This is a genomic window from Parabacteroides sp. PF5-9 (assembly GCF_029893105.1).
Classification (GTDB): Bacteria; Bacteroidota; Bacteroidia; order Bacteroidales; family Tannerellaceae; genus JARXWG01.
In genome coordinates this window covers 148,808-173,514 of the sequence record NZ_JARXWG010000004.1, presented here as the reverse complement: position 1 = coordinate 173,514, position 24,707 = coordinate 148,808, and the positions used below count along the sequence as shown (strand labels likewise).

The 24,707-nt window shown below is 41.0% G+C and carries 18 protein-coding genes and 1 tRNA gene; 9 read left to right on the top strand and 10 right to left on the bottom strand.

Annotated features, from left to right (window positions below; translation table 11 throughout):
* Position 1 precedes the first annotated feature (1 nt).
* Positions 2–967: a sugar phosphate isomerase/epimerase gene (locus M2135_RS03915; protein WP_280747295.1), complete on the top strand. Its 966-nt coding sequence runs from the start codon at positions 2–4 to the stop codon at positions 965–967.
* Between the two features lie 231 nt (positions 968–1,198).
* On the opposite strand, the gene M2135_RS03910 is transcribed toward M2135_RS03915, so the two are convergent.
* The 3 genes from M2135_RS03910 to M2135_RS03900 all read right to left on the bottom strand — a co-directional run bounded on the left by M2135_RS03910 (position 1,199) and on the right by M2135_RS03900 (position 7,104).
* Positions 1,199–2,602 carry a RagB/SusD family nutrient uptake outer membrane protein gene (locus tag M2135_RS03910; protein WP_280747294.1) on the bottom strand — a complete coding sequence of 468 codons (1,404 nt, stop codon included), beginning with the start codon at positions 2,600–2,602 and terminating at the stop codon, positions 1,199–1,201.
* A 34-nt stretch (positions 2,603–2,636) separates the two neighbouring features.
* A complete protein-coding gene (locus M2135_RS03905; protein ID WP_280747293.1) occupies positions 2,637–5,660 on the bottom strand; it encodes a TonB-dependent receptor in 3,024 nt (1,007 codons plus the stop codon).
* 742 nt (positions 5,661–6,402) lie between these two features.
* Positions 6,403–7,104: a DUF5020 family protein gene (locus M2135_RS03900; RefSeq protein ID WP_280747292.1), complete on the bottom strand. Its 702-nt coding sequence runs from the start codon at positions 7,102–7,104 to the stop codon at positions 6,403–6,405.
* A gap of 69 nt (positions 7,105–7,173) precedes the next feature.
* Between M2135_RS03900 and M2135_RS03895 the strand changes: the two genes are divergently transcribed.
* Positions 7,174–7,887: a helix-hairpin-helix domain-containing protein gene (locus M2135_RS03895; RefSeq protein ID WP_280747291.1), complete on the top strand. Its 714-nt coding sequence runs from the start codon at positions 7,174–7,176 to the stop codon at positions 7,885–7,887.
* A 336-nt stretch (positions 7,888–8,223) separates the two neighbouring features.
* Complete coding sequence (locus M2135_RS03890) at positions 8,224–8,919, top strand: NAD-dependent deacylase (protein ID WP_280747290.1); 696 nt, start codon at positions 8,224–8,226, stop codon at positions 8,917–8,919.
* Positions 8,920–9,020: 101 nt separating this feature from the next.
* Here M2135_RS03890 and M2135_RS03885 read toward each other — a convergent pair whose 3' ends face one another.
* The gene (locus M2135_RS03885; RefSeq protein ID WP_280747289.1) at positions 9,021–9,311 is read right to left on the bottom strand and encodes a hypothetical protein; all 291 of its coding nucleotides are present in this window, start codon (positions 9,309–9,311) and stop codon (positions 9,021–9,023) included.
* A 352-nt stretch (positions 9,312–9,663) separates the two neighbouring features.
* On the opposite strand from M2135_RS03885, the gene M2135_RS03880 reads away from it, so the two are divergent.
* Positions 9,664–11,235: a hypothetical protein gene (locus tag M2135_RS03880; protein WP_280747288.1), complete on the top strand. Its 1,572-nt coding sequence runs from the start codon at positions 9,664–9,666 to the stop codon at positions 11,233–11,235.
* Between the two features lie 91 nt (positions 11,236–11,326).
* Here M2135_RS03880 and M2135_RS03875 read toward each other — a convergent pair whose 3' ends face one another.
* Positions 11,327–11,761 carry a DoxX family protein gene (locus M2135_RS03875; protein WP_280747287.1) on the bottom strand — a complete coding sequence of 145 codons (435 nt, stop codon included), beginning with the start codon at positions 11,759–11,761 and terminating at the stop codon, positions 11,327–11,329.
* A gap of 388 nt (positions 11,762–12,149) precedes the next feature.
* Positions 12,150–12,222 (bottom strand) — tRNA-Arg (locus M2135_RS03870).
* 194 nt (positions 12,223–12,416) lie between these two features.
* On the opposite strand from M2135_RS03870, the gene asnA reads away from it, so the two are divergent.
* Positions 12,417–13,454 carry an aspartate--ammonia ligase gene (gene asnA, locus M2135_RS03865; protein ID WP_280747286.1) on the top strand — a complete coding sequence of 346 codons (1,038 nt, stop codon included), beginning with the start codon at positions 12,417–12,419 and terminating at the stop codon, positions 13,452–13,454.
* Between the two features lie 74 nt (positions 13,455–13,528).
* Positions 13,529–14,191 carry a uracil-DNA glycosylase gene (ung, locus tag M2135_RS03860; RefSeq protein ID WP_280747285.1) on the top strand — a complete coding sequence of 221 codons (663 nt, stop codon included), beginning with the start codon at positions 13,529–13,531 and terminating at the stop codon, positions 14,189–14,191.
* 2 nt (positions 14,192–14,193) lie between these two features.
* Here ung and M2135_RS03855 read toward each other — a convergent pair whose 3' ends face one another.
* From M2135_RS03855 to hflX, 4 genes are all read right to left on the bottom strand, one after another.
* Entirely contained in the window at positions 14,194–17,124 is a 2,931-nt protein-coding gene (locus M2135_RS03855) for a putative LPS assembly protein LptD (protein WP_280747284.1), read from the bottom strand.
* A gap of 126 nt (positions 17,125–17,250) precedes the next feature.
* On the bottom strand, positions 17,251–17,793 hold the full coding sequence (locus M2135_RS03850; protein WP_280747283.1) for an HDIG domain-containing metalloprotein: 543 nt from the start codon (positions 17,791–17,793) through the stop codon (positions 17,251–17,253).
* Between the two features lie 10 nt (positions 17,794–17,803).
* Positions 17,804–19,795: a DUF4954 family protein gene (locus tag M2135_RS03845; RefSeq protein WP_280747282.1), complete on the bottom strand. Its 1,992-nt coding sequence runs from the start codon at positions 19,793–19,795 to the stop codon at positions 17,804–17,806.
* 15 nt (positions 19,796–19,810) lie between these two features.
* Positions 19,811–21,022: a GTPase HflX gene (gene hflX, locus M2135_RS03840; RefSeq protein WP_280747281.1), complete on the bottom strand. Its 1,212-nt coding sequence runs from the start codon at positions 21,020–21,022 to the stop codon at positions 19,811–19,813.
* A gap of 786 nt (positions 21,023–21,808) precedes the next feature.
* Between hflX and M2135_RS03835 the strand changes: the two genes are divergently transcribed.
* The 3 genes from M2135_RS03835 (at position 21,809) to ruvA (ending at position 24,704) form a co-directional block, all read left to right on the top strand.
* Complete coding sequence (locus M2135_RS03835; RefSeq protein ID WP_280747280.1) at positions 21,809–23,611, top strand: T9SS type A sorting domain-containing protein; 1,803 nt, start codon at positions 21,809–21,811, stop codon at positions 23,609–23,611.
* Between the two features lie 47 nt (positions 23,612–23,658).
* Positions 23,659–23,874 carry a hypothetical protein gene (locus M2135_RS03830; protein WP_280747279.1) on the top strand — a complete coding sequence of 72 codons (216 nt, stop codon included), beginning with the start codon at positions 23,659–23,661 and terminating at the stop codon, positions 23,872–23,874.
* Positions 23,875–24,116: 242 nt separating this feature from the next.
* A complete protein-coding gene (ruvA, locus tag M2135_RS03825; RefSeq protein ID WP_280747278.1) occupies positions 24,117–24,704 on the top strand; it encodes a Holliday junction branch migration protein RuvA in 588 nt (195 codons plus the stop codon).
* The last annotated feature ends 3 nt before the right edge of the window (positions 24,705–24,707 follow it).

The following is a 24,707-nucleotide window of genomic DNA, read 5'->3' as shown; positions in this document are numbered from 1 at the left end:
CATGACAAATAGAAGAGATTTCCTTCGTAACGCCTCGCTGTTCACCTTGGGTGGATTATTGGCAGGCAAAGGCTCAATGGCCTCAGCGGCGACAAATGCAGCACCGGTGGTTCATAATGTACATGCCAGTAAGAATTTCGGTTTACAGATTTACTCTTTATTCCGCGAACTTTACGACGACGTACCCGGTGGACTGAAAAAAGTGGCCGATATGGGTTATTCCTATATTGAATTAGCCGGATACCGTGATGGCAAGATCAGCAACATTGAGATGGCTGATTTCAAAAAAATGGCTGACGATGCCGGTTTGAAGATCCGCAGTACACATGTGAATCCTCCGGTACGCGAATACAATGCTTCCAACAAACAGCAGATTATGGATTTCTGGAAGAAAGCAGCTGACGATCATGCAAAGATCGGTGTACAATTGCTTATCCAACCGGGACAACCTTCAACCCGTAGCGTAGAAGAGACAGCTTACGTCGGAGAAATATTCAATGAAGCCGGAAAGATTGCAAAAGCAGCAGGTTTATCATTCGGATACCACAATCACGAGATGGAATTCGCCCAGGTAATACCCGGCGGATCGGAATCTAAATTCGGACGTCGTGCCTATGGCCGCGATCAACAAGGCGTAGAAATTATTTATGATCTTATGCTCAAAAATACTGATCCGTCATTGGTATTCTTTGAACTGGATGTATACTGGACTGTGATGGGCCAACAAGATCCTGTTGCGTATATCAAGAAATACAAAGATCGTATCAAAGCTCTTCACATCAAAGATAAATATGTGCTTGGTCAGTCAGGTATGATGAACTTTGAAAGAATCTTTGCTCAGGCAAATGCGAATGGTATCACCAACTTCTTCGTTGAACTGGAAAGAATGGCCGAAGGAACAGGTACTCAATTTGAAGGCGTAAAAGGATGTGCAGACTTCTTGAACAAATCTAGTTTTGTGAAATAATTTTCAGGCATTGATCCATTCAAAGGATTATTTAGAAATCCTATAGAAATATTTTTTAACCCAAGGTTCCCCTGTTGGAATCTTGGGTTAATTTTTTTTGTAAAGCTACTAAATCCAGGTTGAAGTGCTAAATAGAAAAAGAGGGTAACGACAGGTTCCAAAAAAATAATCCAGTAGTCAAGTCGACTACTGGATTACTGTTCGTATGTTTATTGATATAAACCGGAATAATTATTTCGGCAGATTGGCATCCCAGCTCGGGGTCTGTACCACACCTGCACCTGCATTCACTTCTTTAGCCGGTATAGGGAATTGGAATTTCGCAACATCAAAGTTTTTCAATGTTCCGTTAGCAACGTCAATTACTTCATTCCATCTTCTGGCATCAAAGAAACGGTGACCTTCCTGAGCCAGCTCCAGCTTACGTTCCTGACGAATTACCGCCATGATAGAAGCATCTTCTTTTACCCCCTCGGCAGCATACGAAGCATCCCGCTTAACAGCCACTTCCAATAGGTTTTTCTTTGCTTCGCCGTAGTTGCCTGTTGCTGCATACGCTTCAGCTAAAGTAAGATAAAGCTCAGGCAAACGCAATACAGGTAAATTCTGTATCTGATTATTTGTAGCGATACCACCTAATTTACCACCATCCCAACTTGCAGCGATCAACAGCGATTTACGGATATCCGTATCCGCAAACTCGTCAATGGTCTTTTTGTTAAGCGATACACCATACTTATTCCACAACGTATTTAAAGAGTTCGCTGATAGATAATCGGTTTCTGATTTTGCAATAACAAAAATATCCTCAGAAGAGATCAACAACTCTTTGAACATCTGCCAATATTCACCTGCAGTTGAAACAATCATACCATCACGCAGTTCAATCGCTGTATGAGCAGCATTGATGGCTCCTGCATAATCTTGCATATACAATTTGACACGTGCTTCCAAAGCTGCAACGGCCGCTTGATTCATATGAATATATTGGGCATCTTCTACGCCTTCTTTGCCATAAAACTCTTTCGATTTAGCAATATCTGCCAGAATTTGGCGATAATTTTCTTCAACCGTTGTCCGTTCTACTTTCTCAAATGGAGCGATCGTTTTCGTCACATTGACTACACCTAATGATGATTTGTTCGCATCCGAATACGGCAAACCAAAGATATTGGTCAGATAGAACATCGACAATGCTCTCGCGCCATAGGCCTGAGCAACACAATAGTTAATAGTTGTCATATCGTCTCCTTCCATATCCGTTGCACTCTCACCCGCTACAATAATACGTGTAGCCCGGTCGATTGCTGCATATCCATAACGCCAGATCTCTTCCAGGTAAGCATTCGTATTCAGAATCTGATAAGAGAAAATATTATAGAAATGAGATGTCGCCGCAGAGTGGTCGGAATTATCAGAAGCGACTTCACCTAAGGCCTGTATATCCCTACCCAAAAAGCGGTAAGTTCCCAATGTATAGTATACCCCATTCAGAGCAATCGTATAGTCATTGGCCGACACAAAAGCGTCTTCAGTTGGAATCGCCACTGTCGGAGTTTCAGTCAGAAAATCATCACAAGAGGTTACTGAGGCCAGTAAACAACTCAAGCATATAATGGAAAATATTTTTTTCATATCCTTAATATTTAGAATAATAGATAATTACGTCTTAGAAACTGACATTCAAACCGAACATCACATTCCGCGGTACAGGATAAGCCCACGATTGAACGCCGTTTGCCCGTGTTTGCGGATCAAATCCGATGTAATCGCTTGCCGTAATTGTAAACAAATTATCAGCAGAAACATATACCCGCAGATTATCTATTCCGGCAGGTCGTAACAAGCTTTTGGGAAGTGTATATCCCAATACAATTGATTTCATCCGCAGATGAGAACCACTCATTAAGAAACGTGTTGATTCGGCATTTGCATTTGCTCTGGAACCTGCTGTAAATTTAGGAACGTCTGTGATATCACCTGGTTTCTGCCAGCGATTATCATAGATGTAATTAGATACCGGGCCTAAATAATAGTGTCCCACCTGCATATCATAACCAAAACCACTGTTGTATACCTTATTTCCTAATGTATAGCTGGCATCCCAAGAGAGATCAAATCCTTTATAACGGAAAGTCATACCAATACCACCATAGAATTTAGGATCGGCAGATCCGACGATGCGCTGTTCGGCTTCATTAATATTGTTGGTCGTTTCTTTTCCTTCTTTGCCTTTATACCATAACGGATCACCTGTTTCAGGATCAACGCCAGCCCACTCCGGCAAATAGAACGTATGATAAGCTTCTCCTACTTTACGGATCGTGCGTGTTCCTTCGATCGGCAGTTCGGTAGACATCTTGGTAATCTTGTTCTTATTGGCTGTTCCTGTCAAACGAACATCCCATGCGAAGTCTCTGGTATTCATCACATTCATATTCAACATAAACTCAAATCCACGGTTACGCATTGTACCGACATTCTGAGTCATTGTCGGGAAACCTGTGGTGTAAGAGAGTGGCACTTCGAAAAGCATATCTTTGGTATTCTCATTGTAATAGTCAAGTTCGAAAGAGAGACGTTCGAACAACACACCACTAACACCCACATCGAATTTCTCAACGCGTTCCCATTTCAAATCCTTGTTTCCTACCTGATAAGGAATATCCCCTGGTTTCGAATTATATGAATACCCATATTGGTACAAGCCCATATGTTCGAAATAACCGATATCCTGATTACCTACCGTACCGAAGCTGGCACGTGCAGCCAAGTCGGTCAACCAACTTTTGGTATTTTCCATAAACGCCTCTTCAGAGATACGATAGCGCAATCCGACAGACCAGAAAGGAGCCCATTTGTTATTGGTACCGAAACGAGAAGATCCGTCGTAACGGAAAGAAGCAGAGGCATAATACCTGTTTTTATAGTCATATTCGCCATTCACAAAGAAAGAAGCCAATGTACTGGCTTTCGACATAGATTCGGCGCCTGTAGGGGTAGATGCTGTTTCCAGTTCAACAACTGCATCACTCGGATATCCACTGGCCGATGCATAAAGACGTTTGTAAGCGACCTTTTGTGCCTCTTGTCCCAATAACACATTCACATTATGAATCGTATTGAATGTCCGGTTAAAATTCAATGTGTTTGTAATCTGATAAGTGGTTGCCCGTTCGTTATTACGTTGTCCAAGCAGACCGCTGTCAGAATACTGAGGATTATATTTAGAGTTATAGAAAAACTCTTCCAGGTCGATGATGTGTAAACCGGCATTTGTTTTCCAAGTTAATCCATCAATGATACGATAGGTGAAATAAGGATTCACCAACATCGTGATCTGTTTTTGATTACGAATATCACCTTTGTGTTTATCGTTGATCGCTACCGGATTGTAATACGCATCCAAATTGTACGTTCCATCTGGGTTATAGATCTGCTCAAAGGGACGTAAGTCGTACACCGCTACAATCGGATTGATATACTGACTTTCAGTCATACTGTTGTCGATATCGGCCAGACCTCCGGAGGCTGACAATCCATAAGTCAATCGGTCGGCTTTGGCATCCAGACTGAAACGTCCGGTATACCGCTTCATACCGGTACCGATCATCACCCCTTTTGTATCGTAATAACTTCCACTGGCATAGTAGTTCAATGATTCATTACCGCCTTGTACATTCAAGTCGTACTCCTGCGTAAAGCCATTATCTAATACAGCATCCAACCAGTCTACACTTTCTACCGCATTGATATCCACGCCATAGTAGTACTCAATATCTCCTGCCAGTTCGGCTGCTGCATCCTGAGGATTTTCAACCCAACCTGCATTGATATACCCTTCCTGCCAGATCTCTTTATATTTATCCAGATTAACTGTCCGGTAATTGTGGTCTAACTTACCCACAAAGCTGGAACCCACCTTCGCATTGAAATTCACGCGTGGTTTACCTGTTTTCCCTTTTTTGGTCGTTACAACAATCACACCATTTGCAGCACGCGCTCCATAAATAGCTGTAGCCGTCGCATCTTTCAATACAGTAATCGATTCAATATCGTTCGGATTGATATTGGCCATCGGGCTGGCAGCCATATCACCACTACCGGCAGCATTGTACGTACCCATTTTTTCGGTATAGACCGCAACTCCGTCGATCACATACAATGGCTCTGTCCCTGAATTAAAGGAACCGGTACCACGAATGGTCGTTGCCGAATAGGCTCCCGGCTGTCCGGTAAAACTGCTCACCTGCAGACCGGCTACCGTACCCTGTAACGACTTCATAATGTTGTCATCTGTCCGGCGAGTCAGGCTTTCATTGGAAACAACCTGTGCTGCTCCGGTAAATGCACCCTTTTTGATGACACCATAACCGGTTACCACCACCTCATCGATCAGCTGAGTATCTGATTTCAGACGAATATTCATTGTTGGTGCAACCTTTGCCTCCTGAGTAATCATACCTACATAAGAGATTACAAGCGTGTTGGCTGTGGAAGGTACATTCAACGTGAATCTCCCGTCGAGATCAGTAACAGTACCCACAGACGTTCCTTTTGCCACAACAGAAGCACCAATAATCGGCTCTCCGTCATCAGCAGAAGTAATAAGACCAGTCACCTGTGTGGTTTGGGCTGATAGCAAACCTATACCCAGGATCAGGCAACATAAAAGATAAATGATCTTTTTCATAGACATACTTTTTTGTTTACATTTGGATAACTAATTTATGCAATTTATGATTAAATTAATCAAAAATGGGGGTAAAGATAAGATAAAAGTGTGAATATATAAAGAGATAAATGAAAAATCGTAAAAAAAAGAGAACGTCGCTTTACGCAATAAAAGAAACGCTCCATCCAAGGTCAAAGCAATAGTACACAACACCTCAATTTTGTCATTTTGAAGCTAAAAACAGCCAAACCACAACATAATTTAAACAAAACACACTTTCAGCTAACACACACTTCATCTGTTTCTGAGCAAATAGACGGTTGTTTCAACCATTTTAGACGCCCAATAGGCATTTCCTACCCATTTCTTCTGCATCTCTCGCTGAGTTTTTCTAAATGATTTTTTTAATGATGCAGATCATTTTGGTAAAACATCTAAATAGTTCTACTCAGTCATGCAGATGATTTTTTAAGGGGTCGGAAACAGCCGGAAAAACAGCCGATTTCAAGGCCATTTTTCTCCAGAATGGCAATTTTCACAGACCCGTAAAAACAGGCAAGAGAATATGATTATCAACATATCTCGTGAAAATAAACCTCAGATCCTTGCGATTTTCTCAAACAAGCCTGTAGTTTACTCCAAATAGGCAAATCTCGAAGAGATAAAATGACAAATTGCTAAATTAAATCGCTCGCTGACAAATTGTAATCTTTCGATTTATCCTCATTATTGTACGCGCTATACCCGACTTAAAGACAAGTTAATCAAAAGCCCACTTGATTGCCAGAGTTGGAATGGCATAAAATCCTTTTAGTCCGCCGAAATGATGACTCAGTTCCACTTCGGAGCCGATACTCAGGTTGAACTTATCGTCTATACACTTGAATTTATTCAGATTAACCCAGAACTGCGGTTCTGCCAGGAAAATAAAATCGCCATGTGGATTTTTCTCACGCCACCAGTCGGCAAAACCTGAAAAAGTACAGACCTTATTGGCTCCAAAATGGATGAACCAGGTGGCAGTCAACTGAAAATTATGTGGACTGGAAAGTCCGTGAATATATTTATAGGAAGGGGTGAACGTGATATTCCGCGAAAAATCTGGGCTTAGATACGAATAGGTAACCCCTCCCAGATATGCGTTACTGAACGAAAACCCTTTTGCCAATCCGCCATTGTATTCTACGTGCACAGAGAAGGGCGATTCCCAGAATTGCAGTTCACGGCTGATTTCCCAATACGCTGAAGTGATACCATCTCCAGTATAATCCATATCGACAAAAAAGAAGGTACTCCCCCATTTGTCCGTTTTAAACATTTCAACCGTAGATGTTAATTGAGGTCTACCTTTCAGGTCTTTATCGTACAGATGACTACCCAGGTCGTAGTGGAGTTGAATATTCTGAGTTTTAGCGGCCATTGCTACGAAGATAAAAAACAGGAGTAATACAGATCGTTTCATATGTTTTTTTATTGAAGGTGGCAAAAGTAGATAAAAAAGAATAAATTTGTATAAAATAAACCTGAAACTATGAATTGGCGTGATTTTCTTTATTTCTCCAGCGGCGAACGCCGGGCATTAACGCTTTTAGCAATCTTGATTGTCATAGCTTGGCTACTTTTGATTTTGACCGATAAACAAAAGGAGCGAACAACTTCATCGGAGATTATTGTCGCAGACACCCTGTTGGTCAGGCAAAACGACTCCTTAACCTTAGAACCCGACTCGTCTACCGCTTCGACCCAATCCGTTTTGAAAAAAGTCGGCGAGGTTGTATTAAGAAAAGAAATGGTTAGTCCGAGAAAAAAAGCGACCTATCCCCGTGTGGAAAAATATCCGGACGGCACGCTTGTGGAACTGAATAGTGCCGACACCACCATGTTGAAGAAAGTGCCCGGAATCGGCAGTTCTTTTTCTAATCGGATTGTTAAATACCGCCAATTGCTTGGTGGATTTTATACCGTATCTCAACTGGGTGAAGTGTATGGAATAGACGAGGATCGTTATAAAGCGCTTGAAAAATGGTTTACAGTGAATCCACAATCTATTCGTAAGCGATCGATCAATTCAATGACTCCCGATTCGCTCTATCGTCACCCCTACATCAATGCACGCCAGGCAAAGGCCATTTTGAATCTGCGTCGACAGAAAGGGAAACTGACCGGCTGGGATAACCTACATTTATTGGAAGAATTTACCGAAAGCGATCTGACCAGAATAAAACCGTATCTTTCGTTTGAATAGATTTCAAAAATAGAAGGAGGGATTGATAATCAAGAAAAGGGAGTCGAAAAATATAAATAAACTTAAAAAAGAGTTTTTAATTGTCGCAATTCAGACTTAAAGAACTGATAATATACTTTATTGTGACAATTTGTATATGTTTTTTGATTAAATCATTTTATATTTGCACAGAGTTTTTTTCATAGTATTTTAGATCTAAGGTTAACGAGTCTTAGCGGAGAGGTAGTCGTGAGACTGTTTCTTTGAGAAGCAAAAAGCCAGCTCGGCACTTGTGCCGAGTCGGTTTTTGTTTTTTATTCATTAGGTTTGCGCGTCTACAGTAAACACGATATCATCATGAAAAAGAGACTGATCATCCTGACTGGTGCAGGGATGAGTGCCGAAAGCGGGATTGCCACTTTCCGGGATTCAGATGGTTTATGGAATAATTATAAAGTTGAAGAAGTGGCAACCCCGGAAGGTTTTGCTGCGAATCCGGAATTAGTGTTGGACTTTTACAATTACCGCCGTCGCGAATTGCTGAAAGTGATGCCCAATGTTGGTCATACCGGTTTGGCCGATCTGGAAAAAGATTTTGATGTCCGGATTATTACTCAGAATATCGATAATTTACACGAAAAGGCTGGAAGCAGTTCGGTATTACATCTGCATGGCGAATTAATGAAAGTTTGTCCGGTAAATGATTTTCATACCACTTATGAACTTTCTGCGGAAAACCCGGATATCCATTTGGGTGATAAAGACCCGAAAGGGGTTCAGTTGCGGCCTTTTGTCGTCTGGTTCGGAGAGGCTGTCCCGATGATTGAACCGGCAATCAAATGGGTCAGTGAGGCTAACCTGTTTGTGGTGATCGGTACCTCTTTAAATGTCTACCCGGCAGCCGGGTTATTGCATTATGTCCCCAAAGGGACTCCGATTTTTCTGATTGATCCGAAAGAGGTCTCGGCGACCCGGCACGATATGCATCATATTCAAATGGGTGCTTCAAGAGGTGTGAAAATATTGACAGAGTTATTAATGGAGTTGAGATAATTCGGAGTGACCTGAATTTGACTATTGGTGCGGCTGTGCAGAAAACAAAGAGGATGTACCTTTTTGATACATCCTCCCGACAGAAAGTAGAAAGTTAAATGCTAAATAATGAACGTTTGGAAAAGTTCGTCATTACCCAACTCATCATATCTTTTCATCCGAATACCTAAATTCCCGAAAAACGTTTTGATCTTTTCGTCTGCTTCCGGGATATAAATCTCTTTTACCTTTTTGGTAAGGGCCCAAATGGAGAGTGAATCTGGATCTGCTGTTTGCAAGATGTCATTTTCTACTCCTACTACTTTATTTTCTTCCACTTCAAACACAACAGCCTGTCCGACCTCATCGCTTTGCTGCTGTTTCTTTTTCCTCAATACTAATGCTATCCTCATCACTGTGTCATTTAAATTTCAATTCAAATGTAGCGAATAGTTTCAATGGCGAGAAGTCAATTTCACATATTTACTGGGTCGAAAACCTACAAACAACACCTCTGCATCTGTGGAATTTTAAGAATATAGGTTATTTTTATAACATTTTGACAAAACCGAGCAGGTTGAGCTTCTTTTTTTAAGAAATATAAAGAGATGGCATTTTTCTAAAATACAACATAAACCGATACGAGGCGAGTTGTTTTTGCGTATTTCATCATATTATAAATGTATATTTTTGCTGCATCACAACTTTTTTCTACTTTTGACCAGCATAATATGAAAGAACTCATTTTTTTTAAATTTTAAATACATGAAAAAGCTCAATTTTTTTGTTATTCTGCTTGCGTTTGCAAGTCTCGTTTCTTGTACCGGCAACGGTAAGCAAACGACAGGAAATGAAGAATTTCCTATGTTCTGGACTTGGCTCAACTATCGGCCTGGTATGAATTTCGACTCAGTCTGTGTGGTTATGAAAGATGCCGGATTGGATGGTGTTATTCTGAACGCCCCTTCTCCGGATGATTATCGTATTGCGATTCCGGTAGCGCATAAACATGGTTTGCATGTGTATGCCTGGTTATGGACCATGAACCTGGAGCACGATCGCGAAGCAATTATCAGAGACCATCCGGATTGGTTCAGTGTGAATCGTAAAGGCGAAAGTCTGGTCGACACAAAAGCCTATGTGGATTATTACAAATTCATGTGTCCTGCTTTACCAGAAGTGAGAGCACATATTAAAGAGAAAATCCGTGCCTATTGCGAAGTGGAAGGTTTGAATGGTATCGCTATTGATTATCATCGCTTTGTTGATGTAATTCTTCCGACAACATTGTGGCCGCGTTACGGCATCGTGCAGGACAAAGAGTATCCGGAATGGGATTATGGATATCATCCGGCTATGATTAAATTGTTTCAAGAAAAACATGGGTATGATCCCCGTGAGCAGGAAGATCCGTCTACCGACGAGTTATGGCTGCAGTTCCGTTGTGATCAGATCACCGAAGTAGCCAATGAAATTGCTGAGGTGGTTCATTCATATGGCAAAGTGATGGCGGCTTCACCATTCCCGACACCGGAAATGTCCAAGAAGATGGTTCGCCAGGACTGGGGAAAATGGAACCTGGATATTGTATTCCCTATGGTTTATCACAACTTCTATACAGGCGATGTCAGCTTTATTTCCGACTGTACGATTGACAATGTTAAACAAAAGAATCCGAACACGACACTATTCTGTGGTATGACCGGGACAGATGGTCCTCAGATGTTTGAATGTATGGATGCGGCTCTTAATAATGGAGCGGAAGGTATTGCTATTTTTACCATCGGGAGTTTGCGTTCTCCGGAAACACGGGCGCAATTCAGAGCATACACCGATAGTGTAAGGGCTTTACGTGCACAATCCAAAGTGAATCAGGCGGCTACCGGCATAACAACAGTCAATACCAATCCGTTTGAAAAACCGGTTATTATGGAGGCGCTTCAGATGCGTGTCTCAGCTTATGCTGCCATACCTAAAGTGACAAAAAATCCGGCATTGAAAAATACCACTTGGGATGTAATCGAACAAGTTGCTGCTACCGGTTTGCAAGCGAATACAAAAGAAGAGTATATCAGTCGTCTTCAAATGGCTCCGCGACGTGCCCCCGAATTGAAACCGATTGCAGAGGCATTGGCCAGTCAACCGTTTGAGCCTGTTCAGCTGGGCGAATACAAGTTGGTCGATGAATATGGCGCCACTAAATGTTATGAAGTAAAAGAAGAACACAGCGGTATCGTTTTTGATGCGAAGTTCTATTTTTACGGTGGGATTATCTCCGGCTGGAGTATTGAGCCAAAAGCTGACTCCTATGAAAATTATAGAAAGCATAAAATCTGAAAAGAACGATTCGGCGGATAGTCGAAACATATTCTAACAAAAAGAGCTCCTTTTCCGAGGAGCTCTTTTTGTATGTTCTTATTTGTTTCGCTTATTTCTTGGATAAAGGAACAGCAATCAACCTGTCAACGGCAAATTTCCCTGGGCCTGTGATATACATCAGTATAAATACGATTAAGTAAATAAACGAAAGTTCACGAACCGAAAAAGGATCGGCACCATGAATGACAAAAAAAGCCATTCCCATTGTAAATATCATGGGTATTAATGCTAAGCGATAAAGTGCCCCAAAAATAAAACCCAACGAACAGACGACTTCTCCGAAGACTGCAAGACTCAAAGACATTTTACTTCCCACTCCCAAAGGATCAGGAAAAGAGGTAGACAACTCGGCAAAATTGACAAATTTCTGCATACCATGTGTCAACAGTAGAACGCCAAAGAGTATTCGTAAGGCTAAAAGAAAAAGGGAAATAGCATTCCCATCCGGTTTCATCGGAAATAGAAATCTAAAGATAGCTGACATAATCATTTTGTTTTATAACATTGTGTTTATCGTATAGTAGGTCCTAATTATATATAACAAATGAAGCAGGTAAAATGTTTTAGAAAAACACGATTAAGTGGCATTCTTCGCTTCTTTCTATTTCATAGACAAAATAAAAAGAAGAACAAGAAGCCATAAATATGAAAAAATCGGCAAGATTTATTTTGCTTGAAATTCAAAACTTGCGTTTCTTTGTATATTAATTGTTTGAAAAATGTTTGAAAGACATTTTTTATGACGTCCGGGCTTGTGAAGGTCCGGACGTTTGTTTGTAAGAAAAGTAATCGGAGTCAGCGCAGTAAGTGGTTTCAGGGGTTTGTTGATACAAAAAAAGCCGACTCAGTATAAACTGAACCAGCCATTTCTGTGACCCGGGTGGGAGTCAAACCCACGACCTTCAGAACCGGAATCTGACGCTCTATTCACTAAGCTACCGAGCCAAACAGGTGCAAAATTACATATAATCCCGGAGTTTAACAAACAGGCTGCTGAATTTGTTGTTTTTTGATATTTTGCATGCTTCAAAGGATAAAGTGCTTCCATTTTGCGAAGATAATTGCTTTTTTGATTGATGTTTTTACATAATTCTTTATCTTTGCCGGTCATAATCGAAATACACAAAGCACAACATTCTATGAGTTATTTAATTAAACCTTCAGGTTATAAGGCTTTGCTTAATCTTGCCCAAACTGAACTCGGGATAAAAAAGATCAAAGATTTTTTTCAACAGAATCTTTCATCGGAATTGCGTTTACGCCGTGTTACAGCCCCTTTGTTTGTTCTCAAAGGAATGGGTATCAATGATGATTTGAATGGGGTGGAACGTGCGGTGACATTTCCGATCAAAGACCTTGACGACGCCAAGGCTGAGATTGTTCATTCCTTAGCCAAATGGAAAAGATTGACGCTTGCCGATTATGAAGTGGAAGAAGGTTTTGGTATTTATACGGATATGAATGCGATCCGTTCGGATGAGGAGTTGGGTAATCTGCATTCGTTGTATGTGGATCAATGGGATTGGGAGCGTGTGATGAATAAAGAAGAGCGCACAATTGGTTTTTTAAAACAGGTGGTGCAACGTATTTACGCCGCAATGGTACGTACCGAATACCTGGTGTATGAGATGTTTCCGAAAATCAAGCCGATCCTGCCTCAGGAAATCTATTTTATCCATGCTGAGGAACTTTTAAAAAGATATCCCACTTCAACACCGAAAGAACGGGAAGATCAGATTACAAAAGAGTATGGTGCGGTTTTTATTATTGGCATAGGTGGAGTGTTAAGCAATGGAGAAAAACATGACGGACGTGCACCCGATTATGATGACTGGACAACTATCGGCGACAACGGTCTACCGGGACTGAATGGAGACCTATTGATCTGGAATGATGTGCTTAACCGATCCCTGGAAATTTCATCTATGGGAATTCGTGTTGACAAAGAGGCGCTTCTCCGGCAACTTAGATTGAGCCATGCCGAGGAGAAAAAAGAGTTGTATTTCCATAAACGTCTATTAAATAATGAACTTCCATTGAGTATAGGAGGTGGCATCGGACAAAGCCGGTTATGTATGTTTTTCCTCCGCAAAGGGCATATCGGAGAGATACAGGCCAGTATCTGGCCGGATGATATGCGTAAAGAAGCTTTAGAAGCTGGCATGCATCTGATATAACCGACCATTGGTAATGAGCATTGACAATTAGGAGAAAAGATTATCTTTGCCAATTCATTAAGCACAGTAAAGCTATGGATGTGAAGATTGAACAAAGCTGGAAAGAGCAGTTAACCGACGAATTTGAAAAAAACTATTTTAAAGAACTGACCGATTTTGTGCGCCAGGAATATCAACTAGGCACTGTATATCCTCCCGGCTCCTGCATTTTTAACGCATTTGCACATTGCCCGTTTGATCAGGTAAAAGTGGTTATATTGGGACAGGATCCCTATCATGAACCACGGCAAGCGCATGGATTATGCTTTTCCGTACAAGACGGGATCCCATTCCCTCCTTCTTTAGTCAATATTTTCAAGGAAATTCAAGACGATTTAGGGAAACCGGTTCCTACCACCGGGAATCTGATGCGTTGGGCAGATCAAGGTGTATTATTATTGAATGCCACTTTAACTGTACGAGCACATCAGGCGGGCTCGCATCAACGCAAAGGATGGGAAACATTTACCGATGCTGTGATTCACCGGCTGGCAGAAAAACGAGATCATATCGTTTATATCCTTTGGGGATCGTATGCGCAGAAAAAGGGGGCTTTTATAGATGCTTCACGCAATCTGATACTCAAATCAGCTCATCCGTCACCCTTGTCGGCTTATCGTGGATTTTTCGGAAATAAACACTTCAGCAAAGCCAACGACTATTTGATTACAACAGGACAGACACCCATAACGTGGTAATATTACCAGGTTTGTCCATCATATCTACTGCTACTCTTATTATATTTCAGATCTTGTAATAAAGAAGAGTTTACGGCTACAGCAAACATATATGATTTATATGGGCCGACAGGAACGACACTGGCGTTCATCTGGAAACAGTGTAGATCACGGGTAATACTCATCGTCATGTAAGAAATCTTTTTGGTATCGAAGTCAAATGTACCGTTAAAGGTAATCCGCCAGTTCTTTGTTGGCTGAATACTACCGTTGAAATTGGCAGCATGAGTAATTTTATACCGATATTCTCTTTTTTCTTTGTCAAACGTTCCATAGCCCAGATTCATACTATAATTTAAAGAGATACTCCAAGGCACAGTATTCGTCATATATCCATTGGAGTCATATTCTCCGGATTCTTCTTTTTTGCTTAACAAGCGGTTTCCACTTTGATTTTCCGGTCTTTCTTCGTCTTGATAAAACTCATTGACTCCTCCTTGGGTACCATCGATTCCCGGATTGGTTACTGATTCGTTCACCGAAGAAGAAGTCTGATCATCTCTTCCTCCAAACCATTTTTTTAATGTTTCATTATTAAAGGTATAAGCAAAAGAAGTTTGAGTACTTCGCAGACGACCTATCCCTTTGCCGTTGGCAATACGTAGTTTATCTATATGACGACCGTTCTCATCATATAGATACGTATCGAAATTCAGATTCAGATTAAGGGTATAGGCTTTTGAAAATTTGATTCTTAAATTAACCGGTAAATTTTCACTCCATTTCATGGAGTCGGCCACCATATTGTATGAAAAACCGGTAGAGAGATTATCGATTAGACTAACTTTTCGAAAACCTGTTGAATCCCGGTCAGAACGTATTTTCATTTCGATATTATTCTTAAAATCAAAATTGATCGATCCCGATTTACCTTGTGAAGGCACTGAACGCCCATTACCGCTATAGGGAGAGTAGGAGCCTTCATGATAGATTCCATTGTTGTCGAAATAATCGTATGAGTGCCAATAGCCATATTTCGGACGACCAAAATCGGGTCGTGTGCTCAATGAGACACTTGGTTCAAACCGATGCCGGATCATTTCCACTTTATTGCCCAGGAACGGGAGCGGTTTAAAGAAACCATATAAGGTGGTCGATGCCGAGATCGATGCATCATATTGATATAATCTGTAAAAGCCATATGTCGTATCTCTGGCAGCCATTGCATTTTTTTCCGGATCATAAGTTTGTTCCATCTTACTGGTATACCAGTTTTCGCTGTAATTGATGGAAGGAGAAATATTCAGATAATTGAATAAAGAGAATGTCGCAGTCGTTTGTAATTTATGTTCTATAGAATTGGTCCAGTCTTTGATTAAACTTGATTTAAAAAGCTGATCTTCTTTTGTTTGAATACTGTTTCTTATTTGTCCTCCGTAATTAAGGGATATTTTCTCATACCACCGTTCTTTTCCAATACCGCTTTTACGTTTGAACGGGTAGATGCGGCTCATCGTTATGTTCACATTGGGCAGAGTCACAGCAATGGAGGAGTCACTTGTTCTTTGATTGACACTCATCGTTGCAGACAATGAGAACGGACTGTTCGGGAAACGTTGTGAAATACTGACCGTAGATCCTTTCTGATTCTGAGTAGCCTGAGAGTTATAATAGCTGTTTTGATTATTCTGATTATAACTGCTGGTAGCAAAATTCACACTGGCCGAAAATGTCCGGAAAGGATTCGATTTCGGATCTTGTGTATGCGACCAGGTCAGCTGAAAGTCTTTACTTTGAGTATAGTCTGTCGGTAATGGTTTCCCATTCTCATCTGTACGTATATCGGAGATTTTATCCCCTTTTTGCATCACCTGATAAGACGCATTGAAATTACCGGAATATTTATATCGTTTCTTATAAATAGATTTGGCATTCAAACGCCATGACCCTTTGCTGTAGATATCACCCGTTAATGCTAAATCGGCATAATCGCTTAAAGCAAAATAGTACCCCCCCTCTTTCAGATAATAACCGTAGATCGATTCTTCCCCGAAAGAAGGCATCAGAATCCCGGAAGAATAAGAACTGGTGAAAGGGAAAAAAGCAAAAGGTAGCGCCAAAGGAAGAGGCACATCCTCAATAACCAGATAAACCGGGCCGGTAACAATATCTTTACCCGGGCGGACTTTGGCTTTAGTCATCTGGATATAGAAATGAGGGTTTTCGTGATGATCACAGGTGGTATATTTCCCTCCGACCATAAACAGGGAATTATCATCCATTTTTTTTGTTTGCCCTGCTGTGACATACCCTTCTCCTTGTTGGGTGATCACACTGGTGATAAATCCTTTTTTTGTTTTGAAGTTGTAACGCATGGTTTTCGACTCATATTGCTGGTCGCCTTCGTTAAACAGAGGATAACCAAACTCTTGTCCAACCGAGTCCAATGCAAATGTCGCATAAACAATACTACTGTCCATATTCATCTCAATCCGTTCAGATTGTAATTGAATGTGTTGGTACTTGACATCTCCTTCTCCATATAAATAGGCCCAATTACCGGCAGTCATAACAATAGAGTCGTTAGCCTGATAAACAACCGGAGCATCCAAAGCATTGGGGCTACGTGGTATTGAATCAGCAACAGCTAAACTATCAGCGGTAGCTACATGTCTTGCCGGAGTAGCCAGACTTTCTATAAGCAGATTATTTATTCGTTCCGATTCTGAGATAGAATCGATCTCTGTCAGAAGTAAAGAATCTGTTGAGTGGATAGAATCAATCACAATAGGCTGTTCATCCTCGGGAAAATATTGTTCAATGACAGTCACAGGCGGAGAATCGGCAATAACCACCTCTTGCACAGGGGTAGATGTCGTTTGCTTAGAGATACTTGAACATCCCGCGAGGAATGCAATCAGTAATAGGATTATAATCAGGATTCTGCTACTCATTTCATCAATCGTCAATTGGCAATAATGTTCCTAAAAACGGTTTTAGTACCGAAAAATTCGTTATCAACAACTCATTGTCAATTAATTTGTCGCAAATGTATAATAAATCTGTGAGCCCTCACGCCTTTATTCCCCTAAAAAGAGTTTACACCACCCATTGAAGCGGTCGACAGTTTCATCGCCATACCTGGCAAGCCCCCGGATTACTTTATCTATTGATTTCTCTTTATCTAATTTTGTTTTACTATAAAATTTATCAGCAAAACAGATTAATTGCTCTTCCAAAGAGATCGGCTGCATATCCCGACAAGGCAAAGGCAATTGCTGTTCTTCTATCATTTGTAATGAAATGCCTGTACCCGTATGTCGTTCACAGACTAAAGCATGCTGCGAAAATCCTTCCTGACGCAACAGGTCAGCACCCAAATAGCCATGACAGATATACGCATAACTGCCAAAGCAACCGATAGAAGGGGCATGACACCGATAAATCCCTATATCGTGCAACATAGCCGCTTCTTCAATAAAGGATAGATCCATCCCCATTTCAGGGTGAAGCCGGGCTATGGCTAATGCCTTTTCAGCGACACTCCGACTATGTGCGACCAGTATCCGGTATGTCTCCGAATCAGGCTGGTAATATTTGGAAATCAACGCTATTGGATCCATCTGTATCTATTCAGTTTGTGATCTTTTGCAAACGTCCGATCAGTTCATCACCTAATGCCCGTTTGTTGACGATATGTTCTTTTACAGCAGTGACAAATGTGTTATTCTCAAAATCACCACGGACACCTTCAAAGTCTTGTCGTTTTTCCTGATTGGATCCATCGACGCCGAAGCCTGTCATTGATGTCAGGGAGAATTCTTTACTGGCATCTTCATACAGAAGTTCGTCTAAGGTTATGACCGACTCTTTCCAGATATTGACTAATTCAATGATTTTTTCTTTCTCAATGTTTTGAAGGTCGATTTTATACCAGGATTCAATCTGTCGGTAGGCCCAGGTCCATTCCTGCTGATAGTACTGAGAGTGCATCGTATGGAAAAAATTGTCAATTTCGGCCAGCGAAGTTATATCTCCGTTTTCAATAGCGGTAAGCAGTCGATCCAAGCTTTGCTTAGGGACTATTAATCCGGACAAATCAAGCCATTCGCCTTCACCTTCCGGAACTGTCGGAAGAAGTTGTTGTCTGACTTCGTCGATCGAACGAAAAGCAGTCTCCTCGAGTCGCTTAATGAGTGAATTTCCCAAGAATTTATTGATAGCCTTTTCGTACAAACACAACCCTTTTTGTAAAGAAGAACTTTTGATACGTGCATTTTGATAATAATAGACCTCTGAGGTTTTTCCCGCCAGTTCTTGCAAATTCCGGAGGATATCCGTAGCCTTTATCATCTTGCGTATTGTATAGGGGCTTAACAGATTGTAATTGATACAATCCAAACGATTAGAGTCGGTTCGTTTATCACGTTTAGGCCATTTCTGGGCATCACGGATCGTTCCGACGCTACGGAGATTTACTCCGGGAACCAGGCATGTTTCGTCATTATTTTCAATCAGGTATGAAAAGGGAATATCAGAGGTATCACTATGATGATAATGGCGTCCCATCACCAGAGAGAAAGCTCCTATCCGGGCCGGCCATAAGATGTAAGAGTCACTGGTCGTTTTCGACCCGCGTTCCACAATTCCTTGATGAATAGGTCCCAGTTTATACATATGGTTGCTCTGATTCGAACCGCTACCGGCATTGAGAAAAGAGAACATCCCGGAGATCAATAGGCTGCTTTTATGCATGGAAACCGTAAAGGGACCGGCAAAAATGGCACATGCTTCGCCGTTTTCAAAGGCACAATTGCTGAATAACAACGAATCGTGCGCAGAGAAGTTATGGGTAATATGGCAAGCCTGCCCCACAAAACAGCGGATTATTTTTGCGGCATCAGCAACAACTGCTCCTGAAGAGAGAATAAAATCTTGTGCAATCACACTATCGCCAATATAGACAGGTGCTTCCTTATTGCTGTTAATGGTACCATTTTCCAGGCGGGTGCTATTTTCTATCGTAGTAAAAGAACCGATATGTACATTTCGGATAGTTCCTGCATTAATGATTTTCACCCCTTCTCCAATGACTCCTTGGTCGGATGTCAGCGTGGCCGCATAATCAGCAATAAGATGTTGCAGCCGTTTAATCAACTCGGGGCGATGGCGGTACAAAGCGATAATGTAGGCCAATGAGGCAGATAAACCATTATAGATTGGTACCTCCCGCCCTCCGGTCTCATTCAGTACCGATACGGATGTATTATTGCCGAACGACGATTGGCCATCAACCAGCAGACTGTTGATATTCTGGATAAAGGCGTCTTGTCCAATGGTGTAATTCGCGATGTAATTTTGAACGTTCTCAATCAACACATTATGACCGACAACACAGTTGTGGAGTGTAACATGTCTTAATCCACTATGTTTTTTTAAGCCGCCTTGTAATGTAAATTCTTTTTCGAAAACACCTAATGTGACATTTCCTGAAAAACGAACATGGTGTACGTGCGCTGTTTCAAACTGTTCAGGAACCCAAACATTCTCCCAATAATCTGCATGACAAAATTGCGCCTTTAATACTTCAATTTCTTGTGGACGCAGATTTCTGACATTATTCATCATGTTAATTTTTAGTTATTCTTCATCGTACCGTTGAAAGAGAAAATCATTGTAAGGAAAACGGGTGATATGGATCTGCTTCACACGCTCGTATAAGAGTGATTTCAAGGCCTCGACATTTGTACGTTCTTTTGCTGAGATAAAGATCACATTTTCCTGCAATCGGTTCATCCAGGTCTGCTTCAATTCGTCCAGATCGATATTCTCCCGTGTGCGCGGAGTCAGATCATCCTCCTCTTTAGGAATAAACGTAAATGCATCGATTTTATTGAAGACCATGATCATCGGCTTCTCTGTTTTGTCTATATCTGCTAAAGTTTTATTGACTACTTCTATTTGCTCTTCAAAAGCCGGATGAGATATATCGACGATATGTACCAAGAGGTCTGCTTCACGCACCTCGTCCAAAGTAGACTTGAACGACTCGACCAATTCGGTCGGGAGTTTACGGATAAAACCGACGGTGTCGGATAATAAAAAAGGGAGATTATCGACAATCACCTTGCGAACAGTGGTATCCAACGTGGCAAACAACTTGTTCTCCGCGAATACTTCACTTTTACTTAACAGATTCATCAGGGTCGATTTTCCGACATTGGTATATCCCACCAACGCCACCCGAACCATTTTACCTCTGTTCTTGCGTTGTACGCTTTTTTGTTTGTCGATCTCCACCAGATCTTGTTTCAGCTTGGCTATTTTATCCTGAATGATACGTTTATCGGTCTCCAACTGTGTTTCACCCGGCCCACGCATCATGACCCCTCCTCGTTGACGTTCAAGGTGCGTCCATAGGCGGGTCAGGCGCGGAAGCATATATTTGTATTGAGCTAACTCCACCTGTGTTTTGGCATGAGCCGTCTGTGCGCGTAAGGCAAAGATGTCCAGAATCAGGCTGGTACGATCCATGATACGAACTTGTAACTCTTTTTCTATGTTCCGGATCTGTTTAGGCGATAATTCATCATCGAAAATAACCAGACCAACCTCATTTTCAACAACATATTCTTTGATCTGTTGCAGTTTACCCGATCCGACAAATGTAACCGGATGAGGATAATCCAATTTCTGCGTAAAACGTTTAATAGACTGTACACCTGCTGTTTCTGCCAGGAAGTCCAGTTCATCCAAATATTCTTCGATACGTTGCTCGTTTTGTTGGGGCGTAATGAGTCCAACAAGAACCGCTTTTTCTGTTTGTGTTTGCGATATAACGAAATCTTTCATACTACAAACTTAGATAAAAATATGTGATTTATAAGCGAGTCGCATAAAAGAATACGCCATTTTAAATGAAAATGGGGATCTAAAAAACAGCGATTCAATACATTTATCGATTGAATTCCGATTTGGCGTGTATTGGCCGAAGAGTTCGAGTTGAATTTACAATCTGTCAGTTTTAACAAATTGTTATTTTACCCCCTTCGAGAGTTTACTATTTGGAGGCAACTACAGGTTTGTTCGAAAAAAACGCACGGATCCGAGGTTTATTTTCGCAAGAACGGTTGATTATCATTTCCTCTTATCTATTTTTACGGGTCTGTAAAAATCACCATTCTGGAGAAAAAAAACCGGAAAATCGGCTGTTTTTACGGCTATTTCCAAGCCCTTAAAAAATCATCTGCATGACTGAGTAGAACTATTTAGATGTTTCTCCAAAATGATCTGCACCATTTTTTAAATCATTTAGATAAACTCAGCGAGAGATGCAGAAGAAATTGGCAAACATCAGCACCATTTTGATAAAAATAGAGGAAAAAGCCTCCTGTTTGAGCAAAAATCATCAAAGTACGAGTCAATAGAACGTGTACTTTTGTTTATTTCTGTCATAAATATACTGTTTTTAGCAATAAAATAACAGACTTCAGGCGATGTGAACGCGATATAAAGATAAATCTTTATATGAACTCACGTTATTTAGTCACTTTTGGGCAAAATTTACACCTTTAAGATAGGTTATATCAACTATTTATGTATATTTGAACATAGAATAACACTTTAACCATATTGACTATGAAAAGAATAAATCGAATGGCGATTACCCTCCTGTCTATATTGTTTTGTTGTGATTTGCCTATCCAGGGACAGTCTTTTGATACTTCACTATGGAATGATTTTATCCATGAAAACAGCGGACGAACTTTTCGTGATACCTTTTTATTGCAAACGTTTAATAACACATCAACTGACTCCTGGCCGTATACGACAAAAGGGTCAACAGCCGTTTTTGACGCTACAACAGCAGGGATAAAGAACGCTTCTGAAGGGCTATCGTTGAAACTCTATCCGGGAAGTGAACTGATCATGACTGATATACCTGATAATAATTTTACAAAAATTCGTATTTATGCACCTTATGCCGCCTACCAATTGAAAAAAGGAGAGAATTTATTGGTGTCTGCTTATCGAAAAAATAAACCGATAGTTAAAAAGCCTTGGTTGATACCGGAAAAAAATGGGTATACCGCTCATTATAAAGAACAGAAGGAAGACGAGTTATATTCTACTCCTTATATTTATATTGAGGAAGATCGCCCGTCTTTTATTAATCCCCAAAACATCCAATTAAATATTCAAGGTACCAAGAGCGAAACCTCCGGCTTTTATGCCTTTGACAGCATATACGCCACCCGTGAAGTTCCTCTGTTTTTACTGTTTGACAAAGACCACCAATGGGATGAAGAGACATTCTGGCAAGAAACATTACCTCACCCAAATGGCACTTCATTGGTAAAAGGTCGCGTAGAGGTCGATATGGATATTCACAGTCACGAACTTTATCTGGGGAATGGAGAAATAGTTGTTCATAAAGAGAACGATTTAACAGTTAACCGATTGTATATCTGCAACCCGGATATTTCATTAATCGCACAAGGTGATTTACATATAAAAGATAGTCTTATCGTAAATATACCTATCCCCGAAAAAGGAAAATGGTATTTTCTCTCTTTTCCTTTTGATGTGTATCCTGAAGCGATCGACCAACGTTTTGAATTAGGAGACAACCAAACAACAACAAGTGGAAACTTTTTTTATATGCAAACATATAATGGAGAGAGACGTGCTGTCCGACGACGTGCAACCGGCAACTGGGGAGTAATCTCTACTTCAATGAAGCAAGACAACAAACCGCTGTTTGAAAAACACAAAGGATATCTTCTGGCTTTGGATCGTCAGGCCGACTACAATAGTTTGCGTTTAGCCATTCCCGCCGAACAGATTCCTGTTGATTTTGGTAAAGCGGTCTCTCTGCCTATAACTGTCGATCACGGAGGAGACGGAGAGCACGACGGTTGGTATTTATGCGGAAACCCTTTATCTGCTCCTCTGCTGCTGGATCAGATCACACCAAATATGGATTTGGATGGACACATTTATATCTATAATGGATCCGAATATATCGGATATCCTATCGGAAGTTCATATGCGCTTCCTCCTTTCGCCCCTTTTTTTATAAAAACCTCAAAAGCAACAACACTTATTCTAAACTCAACTCCATTAGCTGCAACTCACCAACTACTTCCATCCTTCCCTCCTTTACATACTTTGATGGCAGAACCTCGGTCAACAGACATCTCTACGCTAATTCCTGCAGAAAAAGACCGGGAAAGTTATATCGAAGGAAAGATTCTCTATCTGAATCTCGTATCAGCAGGTCGTGTTTCTATGACTGATATGAATGGTCGGAAATGGCTGGATCAGTTTGTTCCGGCAGGAGTCTCTACAATCTCTTTGAATTATTTACCCGGGATTTATCTGATACATATAGAAGCAGGTCTTTATCGGGCACAACACAAACTGATTCAAACCCAATAAAGATCAGACGAAAGCTATATCTTTGCATCATATTAGCAATCAATAATATGAAAAAGGTAAATATTACAACGCTCGCTTTATCGCTCTACTTAATTGTGATGAGTGTGATTGGTTGGCCGGGGAATGACCCGAATCGCAGTTTTACAAACTATTTTCTGGTAATTGGCGTTACGTTGGTCGTAATCATCCTTTTGCGCTTTCTTCAAATCAAACGGATGAAAATGCGGAATAAATGGAAAGACGAAAACGATCAGAGCAAATAAGTCCATCGTTTATAACACCTTTTTGTGGGATTTGCATCACAAAAACAGAGATTTCTATTGGATGGTATAGAAATAGATCTACTGACTTTCCCAAACAACCGGAGGGAGGAGACAGATTATTCTTCGGCTATCAGCTTATTCGTGGATAGAAGCAGCAGAATAAACAACTTTCTTTCGTTTGGATATACGCTTTTGCCTAATTCTACGTTATAATAGGTACGAATTACTAATTTTAGTGATAAATGATTGAATACATCAAGGGTGAAATCGCTGAATTAACACCTGCACAAATGATTATGGAATGTGGTGGCATCGGCTATGCACTCCATATTTCACTGAATACCTATAGTGCTTTTCAGGGAAAACAATCCGGTAAAATCTATGTGTATGAGGTGATCCGCGAAGATGCTCATCTATTGTTTGGTTTTGCAGAGAAAGCCGAACGTGAACTTTTTCTATTATTAACCTCTGTCTCCGGAGTAGGACCGAATACGGCAAGAATGATCCTATCCTCCCTTCCTCCTGAGGAACTTATTCAGGTGATTGCAACAAAGGATGAGATTGCACTGACCACAGTTAAAGGTATCGGTTTAAAAACAGCACAACGCATATTGGTCGATCTTCGGAATAAGGTCAAACCCATGGAGGCTATGGCTGCCACATCATCTGTTTCAGGCGGAAGCACGGCTGTATCGGAAGAGGCTGTCGCGGCGCTTGTGATGTTAGGATTCCCTAAAGCAGCCTCCCAAAAGGCGGTAGCTTCTATTCAGAAGAATACACCCAATCTGGCGGTGGAGCAGGTGATAAAATCGGCGCTTAGAATTCTTTAATGA